The 6,926-nt window shown below is 69.8% G+C and carries 5 protein-coding genes and 2 pseudogenes; 4 read left to right on the forward strand and 3 right to left on the reverse strand.

All coding sequences use genetic code 11. The features are described from left to right. Nucleotides 1-469 precede the first annotated feature (469 nt). From ACI2LP_RS33610 to ACI2LP_RS33620, 3 genes are all read left to right on the forward strand, one after another. Entirely contained in the window at nt 470-1,801 is a 1,332-nt protein-coding gene (locus ACI2LP_RS33610; RefSeq protein WP_404728330.1) for a cytochrome P450, read from the forward strand. Nucleotides 1,802-2,385: 584 nt separating this feature from the next. Next, the gene (locus tag ACI2LP_RS33615; protein ID WP_404728331.1) at nt 2,386-2,751 is read left to right on the forward strand and encodes a hypothetical protein; all 366 of its coding nucleotides are present in this window, start codon (nt 2,386-2,388) and stop codon (nt 2,749-2,751) included. An 81-nt stretch (nt 2,752-2,832) separates the two neighbouring features. Beyond that, complete coding sequence (locus ACI2LP_RS33620) at nt 2,833-3,045, forward strand: hypothetical protein (RefSeq protein WP_404728332.1); 213 nt, start codon at nt 2,833-2,835, stop codon at nt 3,043-3,045. Between the two features lie 4 nt (nt 3,046-3,049). Here ACI2LP_RS33620 and ACI2LP_RS33625 read toward each other — a convergent pair whose 3' ends face one another. Both ACI2LP_RS33625 and ACI2LP_RS33630 read right to left on the reverse strand, forming a co-directional pair. Beyond that, nucleotides 3,050-4,477 (reverse strand): hypothetical protein, encoded by a 1,428-nt coding sequence (locus ACI2LP_RS33625; RefSeq protein ID WP_404728333.1) that lies wholly within the window; start codon nt 4,475-4,477, stop codon nt 3,050-3,052. A 247-nt stretch (nt 4,478-4,724) separates the two neighbouring features. Further along, a pseudogene (locus ACI2LP_RS33630) lies at nt 4,725-4,890 on the reverse strand (IS5/IS1182 family transposase); the annotation flags it as partial. Between the two features lie 515 nt (nt 4,891-5,405). On the opposite strand from ACI2LP_RS33630, the gene ACI2LP_RS33635 reads away from it, so the two are divergent. After that, nucleotides 5,406-6,275, forward strand: a complete 870-nt coding sequence (locus ACI2LP_RS33635) for a hypothetical protein (protein WP_404728334.1) — start codon at nt 5,406-5,408, stop codon at nt 6,273-6,275. 405 nt (nt 6,276-6,680) lie between these two features. On the opposite strand, the pseudogene ACI2LP_RS33640 reads toward ACI2LP_RS33635, so the two are convergent. Further along, a pseudogene (locus tag ACI2LP_RS33640) lies at nt 6,681-6,926 on the reverse strand (hypothetical protein); the annotation flags it as partial.

Here is a 6,926-nt window from a genome sequence, read left to right on the forward strand (position 1 = left end):
CTGACCCTGCGCGGCATGGACGACCTGTTCAACGGCTTCCGCCTCCCCAAGTAGCAGGGGCCCGGCCCTCCCCCTCCGGCCGGGCAACGCGAACTGACCACTCTCACGCCTGAACACCGAGCCTGCTACGCCATCTGTCCGGCGTCCACTTCGACCATCACTACCACCGGCCCCCAGCAGTGAGCATTGGACACTCATCCTGCGCAACTCCCTGAGGCCCCTCGAAACCCGCACGTCAGACGAATCCGCCACGTTCACTTACGTCCCCTCATCCGTGCCATCGAGCAGACGCTCCCGAGCCGATCGCACCCATGCAAGTGAGCAATGCGCAGATGAGGCGCCCAGAGCCTGCTCACTCCCCCAAGCCGCGGCACGAGGCGGGCTGTCACCGAGTGTTCCTGCTCCCGTACAGTCCGTGGTGCCAGTGCTCCGTTACGGCCAAGCACAGCGGTTGACCAGGAGAAGAATCATGGACCCCGAAGCCAGTCTCGGCTCCCTTTCGCACGTTCCCGGAACGGGGCGGCCGGTCCCCGAAGCCAAGCCTGGACTCGTGCAGCGATGGCGTTCGGGGGGAGGTGAACTGGTCGAGCTGCTGTCCCAGGTGCGCGAGCAGTTCGGCAGCATCGCCGCGTTCCGCCTCGGGCCGGCCCCCACCGTTCTCGTCACCGACCCGCAGGCGGTCCAGCACGTACTCGCCCGGCACCCGGAGCGGTACGTCAAGCGCTCCCACCGCGCCCGTCTGCTGATCGGCGACGGAGTCCTCGCCGCCACCGGTACGGCGTGGAAGCGCCAACGCCGCTTGTTGCAGTCCCAGTTCACCGGTACCGGGATGCGCCGCTACGAACAGCGGATCACTGCGGCTGCCCGGACCACCGCCGGGCGCTGGGGCGGGTACGCCCGTACCGGGCAGACCCTCGATGTCGGGCGGGAAATGCGCCGCTTCGCCCTGGACGCCATCTGGCGCTCTCTCACCGGGCACCCCCTCGATGACGGGACCGAGCGCGAACTGGCCGCCGTGGCAGCCGTGGCGGCCGCCCTTCCGACGCTGCCCGCTGATGTCACCGACGCCCAGGACGCCGTTGCCGCCGATCTCGCCCGGATCGATGCGGTCGCCCGGCACGCCATCGAGGCCGCCCGCGGCGGGGCGGTCGGCCCCGACGGCCCGGGCCTGCTGCACGTCCTGATCGACGCCGCCAACGAGCGCCCCGAGTACACCGACCGGCTGATCCGCGACGAGCTGGTCACGCTGCTCGTGGCCGGGCACGAGACCACCGCCACCACCCTGACGTGGCTCTACCTGCTCCTCGACCGGTACCCCGCCGCCCGCGAACAAGCCCTCGCCGCCGGCGACGAAGGTTCGGCGCAACGCCGCCAGGCCATCCAGGCCCTGGTCCACGAGACGCTCCGGCTCTACCCGTCCGCCTGGATCCTGCCCCGCCACGCCACCGAGGACGACACCCTCGCCGGCTACACCGTCGAGGCCGGCACCGACATCCTGATCTGCCCGTACCTCACACACCGCGATCCTGAACTGTGGCCGGACCCAGAGCACTTCGCCCCCCGGCGCTTCATCACCCCGGACCGCCGACCCGCCCACCCCGGCGCCTACTTCCCCTTCGGCATCGGCCCCCGCGCCTGCCTCGGTCTGCAATTCGCGCTCCGCGAATCGACCGTCCTGCTCGAACACCTGCTGCCAGTCCACACCCTGGCCTTCTCCTCCACCCCCACGAAGGCGGCGTACGGCATCACCGTCCGCCCCGACGGCCCCACCCCCGCGACCCTGGAACCCCCACGCACCTGAAGCGGGCCATGCCAGGAACGGCCGGCCCGGCATCGGCGCCGCCGACGTGGGCCTCCTCGACGACTTCGGTGGTACGCCTCGCGTTTGGCGTGCTCGGCGAGCGCCCGGTAGATACTGGCCTGGCCGAGGGTGGGGCACCTGGCGTAGCCGATGCGGATGTCCGCGCCCAGCAGGTCGGGGTCAAGGGCGGCCGGGCCGGCGGTCGGCCGGCGTGGGCACGCGCAGCGCCTTCGACAGGCGGGGCACCTTGGTGAAGCGGCGGGTGTGGTAGGCGGAGGCGACCGCGCCGGAGCGTGACCGGCACGGCGAGCCGGGCTGAGCGTCACACTTCGGACGGGCGCCACGGAAGGGCGCCGTGCGGCACTTCGCATCGTGAGCGCCCTTCACCCGGGCGGTCCCGACTCGAAAGCGTTCACCGCGGGGACGCACTTCACATGTCTGTGATTTTCGTTGATATCGGGGCGAACCTGGCGGATGCTCACGTGGCACCCGACGGCTCTCTGACACTTCAGCCCCGACCGTGCAGGATCTTCGACCTGGCGGTCGCGAGTGCAGGGGGAGCAGCGGCCGACGACTGTGTCTTCGTGGGCGAGGACGCCCACGAGCGCGCGTTCGCACGGGAGGCGGGGATACGTACGGCTGCCCCACCCGGTGTTCCCGCGATGGAAAACCGTCCCCTGCTGCGGACGCGGATCGAGCTGTCGGACAGCCTGAGCCTGCCCGAGTTGACCGCGGCCGTGAACGAGACCGAGGCCGTTGTCGTGCAGACCGTCTCCGACCGGCCCGCGCTCGCCATGGCGACCACGCAGGGCACCGAGGCGCTCGAGTGCGCCGGTTTCACGGTGGACCTGCGGGGACCGGTGGATGACACGGCGGCTTTCCCGATAAGGGATTACCAGCCGGTCTCGGCAGCCGAATCGCTCGCGGACGCCCCTCACGAAGCCCCGTAGGCGGCCGGGCCGACGCCGCACTCGACGGCCGCCTTGTCAGCCCCCGGCAGGCATCCGGCGTCAACGAAGAAAGTGCACAGTATGGGTACAAATAGTGATGAAGGCCAGAAGAAAACCGAAGGCGGACAGAGCGATGACGCCGAGCGCCGAGCGACCGAGAAATTCATCAGCGACCTGCTGGCGCGGGGCGAGGCGGTGTTCGAGGGTGAGGAGCCGACGCCGCGTACCACGCACGTCATCAAGCGCGGAGACGACGGACGGCTCACCGTCCGCCGTCTGCGCTATTTCCACTGACTGCTCAGTCGAAGCACCGCCGGACCAGGGCGAGACCCTCGCCGGTCGCGCTCCGCGTGATCTCGTGCGTCTTGAGCCGGGAGGGGCTGTCGTCGACGAACGCCGCATTGGAGCGGTGCTCCTCGGGTACGTGGACGCGGCCGCGGCGGAGGAGGTCCTCGAGGAACGACGTGGCGACCCGCTCGGGGTCGGCGGGCCGCACCGAGCCGCCGGCGGGGTCGGAGCCCGCGATGCCGAACCGTCGTTCCGCCGCGGGGGCGGAGAGGGTGAGGGGCTGAGTGACACCGTACGTCGCCCCATGGACCGTGACGGCCGTGAGCCCCTCGTCGTCACCACCTCCCGGCGTCGCCTCGGCGATTCCGGCGCCTCGGCGTGCCACCTCCGGCTCGGTGATGGACGCTGCGGCCTCCAGGGAGAGGATGCCGTGACGGATGAACGCCGAGCGCAGGGACTGACCGTACTTGCCGCCGTTCCGGCGCTGGTCCGCGGCGATCATGTGACCGGCGACCTGTGCGTAGTAGGCCGACACCACGGGCGCGGCCACGGCAGCATCCACCAGCAGCTGTCCGGCGATCTCGGCCGCCTTGGCCAGACCGGCCTGGTCGTGCAGGTCCTGCTGCCGGAAGATCCCGGCGACGATCTTGAGGAACGCGCCACTGAACAGCCGGGAGAACGAGTGTGGCTCGCTGGAGAGCATGTTCGCGGGTCCGCTCGGTGGCAGCTGCACCGGGTCGCCGTAGAAGAAACTGTTCGACAGATTGCGCAGGCAGTCCGGGTCGACCGCGTTCGGGTGGCCCTGGCGGATCGCCCAGCCCAGTTGCTCGGCCATCCTCGTAACCCGCGAGGACCGTTCGAGGTCGCCCTGTGTCTCGGCCAGTACCGCGATCCGCAGCGATTCCAGCCGGAGTGAGGTCAGTAGCGCGCTGATGTCACCGAACGCCTCGTGCAGGGCAGCCGCCTCTGCGCTCGCCGCGTTGAACAGTTGAGGGCGCAGGGCGTCGAGGATCGCGTGCCCCGTCTCGTGCTCGACGACCTCGGAGCTCTCGCACGCGGCGACGGTGACACCCGCCACCGTGCGGCGGAAGAACCACAGGCCTCTACGGTCGTAGAAGGCGTTGAGGTCGATTCCTGCGTTGAGGTGCGATGTGAGCGCGCGGCCCACCGTCGGATGCCACTGCGTTCCGGTCGGAACGAGCGGACCCCAGGTCTGGCTGGTCCTGCTGAGCGCGTCGGCCGCCACCCAGTAGCGGAAGGCCTCGGTGCCCGGCCCGGCACCGTCCGGCTGCGGCGTGCTTTCCGCGATGGCCGTCGGGAAGGGCTGTGTGTCGAGATGTGGAACGGGATGCGGTACGGGCATGTTGACGTGCGGATGAAATCCGGGGTCGTCCTCGTACACCAGAACCGTCGGGATCGTGGCTTGCTGCACCGTCATGGCGCCTCGCTGAAAGGGGAGAGATTGCGGATGGTGGAATCCACCACAGGGACGAGAGTCCCTCATGGTCAGTACGAGACCCGGATAGCCCGGTGTCAATCCGAACACACGCAGGCGGGCCGTCTCCGGCCAGCGGTGGGAGCAGACGAGCGGGCGCTCGCTCTTGGCCCGGAGCCGGTGCGCACCTGCCACCAGACCCGGCGGCAGGATGGCGGCCAGACGGGTGACGGTGAAACCGTCAGCCGCGGCCGGTCAGGAGGACTGCGAGCGGCGTGCTATGCCCGTCGGTGATCAAGTGGCGCTTCGAGTCCGCCCCAGCCCCGGTCGACCGGCGGCTGGCCCTTGTGCTTGTCGACCGGGGCCCGTGAACGATGGAGGCCCGCACGGGCTTTGACCTGCCGCTCGTGCAGCCTTGCGCATGGTCGACGCCCAGGCGGCGGCATCGCGGCTTTGCTACCTCCAGAACACGCTGCATCGCGGGCCGACAGCGCCGCCGTCACCTTGGCGAGCCGGACGGTCAGCCGGGGGCTCAGCCGCTCAACGTCTACCCTGCCCTCCAGCTGACGGCCGACCTCACGGGCGCCCTGCCGGGGCTGAGGGCCAACAGGCTTGTGTCGCTGTCTACTTCGGTCCACGACCAGATGCATGACGTGGCGCTGGCCGCGGCCGGCGCTCGGGTGCCCCCGAAGACGTGAGCCGGAGCGTGAGCGTTGACCCGGACCTGCTCGGAACCGTGCCCGCTCGGCCGCGCGCCCCGAGTGCGTGTCAGCGGAGGATAAGCACCCCACCTGGGTCTGCCGATTACTCCGAGTTATTGATAAACAGCGCGTGCCGACCGGGTGTGACGATCGATCGGCTGCGCGCGGGTCAAGCTCCCCCTCGGGATCGGACGTGGAGTCCCCAACCGATCGAAACAAGGAGCGCGTACATGAGTCCTGCCAACAGGACAGGGTCCCGACTGGGACCGCTGCCTCGTCGAGCCAACTGGACCGCGGGCGGCGCGATCGCCTCACTCGCGCTGGTCCTGGCGGCCGGGCTCGTCAGTCCGGTCGCGGTCGCGGCTCAGAGCATGGGCGAACGCGTGAGCGTGTCGAGCGGCCCGGGCGGCGGAGACGACAAGTGCAGGGACGGGTCGGACCGCGGCGGCAAGGACAAGTGCAAGAGGGGCGCGACCGGTGCGACGGGGCCGACGGGGCCGACGGGCGCAACGGGGCCGACGGGCGGGCCGGGTCCGACAGGTCCTACGGGGCCGACAGGGCCGCAGGGCGGGCAGGGTGACCCGGGTGCGACGGGCGGGCCGGGACCGACGGGGGCGACGGGGCCGACCGGGGCTACGGGGCCTGCCGGGCCCACGGTCAATGTCGGTGCGAGCATCTTCGCCGACGAATCTCAGACCATCCCGGCCAACGCCGAGACCCAGATCACTTTCAGTGGCGCCGCCTACGACACGGACACGATGTTCGACTCGACGAACTCGACGCTGGAGGTCAACACCGCCGGGCGCTACCTTCTCAAGGGAAGGATTCTCTGGAACTTCACTGCGAATGACGAGGGGCAGCGTCAACTTCGTATCTCCGTCAACGGCAGTGTCGTCGCCTTTGACGGGCAGGACGCCGCGGACGCCCCGGTCGGCATGGGCACCTCGCAGGACGTGTCAACGATTGTTCAGCTGAATGTCGGTGACGTGATCTCCCTCAGGGTCTTCCAGACCACCGGAAGTGTCGCCACCTCGACCTGGCTGTTCACAGGAGAGACCAACGTGGCTCCCCAGCTCCAGGCGGAGTGGCTCGCGCCGTAGACCACGCCCTCGGTCCGACCACATCCCCACACGTCCACCGCAGCCGAGAACCCCTGTCGGAGAAGTCGGGCAGGGGCTCTTCGGTGTCGCGGCGCGGAACTGGACCCGGGGGGGCGGGCTCTTCGCATCGCGAGGCGATGGTCAGCCGCCGTCACCACAAGTGCGACCGCCAGGGGAAAGCCCAGCCTGTCCAGCAGCAGATCGAACAGGTCCTCCACGAAGACCTCACGGGAGCGCAGCGCCTCGTCGACCGCGGCCCGCTCCGTGGCGGGGCCGGCATCACCAGCGCATCGACCGGCGGCAGTGCCCGCCACGACGGGTCCGGTTCGTGGCGGATGACGGCGTACCGCGTCTTCGCGCATGAGTGGAACAAGAGGATAGGCGCCGGGTCGAGGTGCAGTAGCCCTACCAGCCGGTCAGGTCCACGAGGAGATCGCAGTGCGGGTCGTCCGGGGCCGGCTGGTGGCGCTCCTCTTCCTCGATGAGGGAGGGGAGTGAGGCGATCAGCGCGGTGAGCATGTCGGTCAGGTGGATGTCGGCGCCGATGATGCCGGTGCGACCGGGTTGCTGCAGGTACAGGCGCATCAGGCGGTCGCCTGTCATCAGGAAGCCGATCAAGAAGGGGTTCTCGTCGTCGCCGGGGTCGGACAG

The organism is Streptomyces sp. NPDC019890 (assembly GCF_044903445.1).
In the GTDB taxonomy this organism is placed as follows: Bacteria; Actinomycetota; Actinomycetes; order Streptomycetales; family Streptomycetaceae; genus Streptomyces.

Excerpts from the sequence above, each read along its gene's own strand:
- ACI2LP_RS33610 (WP_404728330.1), top strand. The coding sequence starts at position 470 with ATGGACCCCGAAGCCAGTCTCGGCTCCCTTTCGCACGTTCCCGGAACG.
- ACI2LP_RS33620 (WP_404728332.1), top strand. The coding sequence starts at position 2,833 with ATGGGTACAAATAGTGATGAAGGCCAGAAGAAAACCGAAGGCGGACAG.
- ACI2LP_RS33625 (WP_404728333.1), bottom strand. The coding sequence starts at position 4,477 with ATGACGGTGCAGCAAGCCACGATCCCGACGGTTCTGGTGTACGAGGAC.
- ACI2LP_RS33635 (WP_404728334.1), top strand. The coding sequence starts at position 5,406 with ATGAGTCCTGCCAACAGGACAGGGTCCCGACTGGGACCGCTGCCTCGT.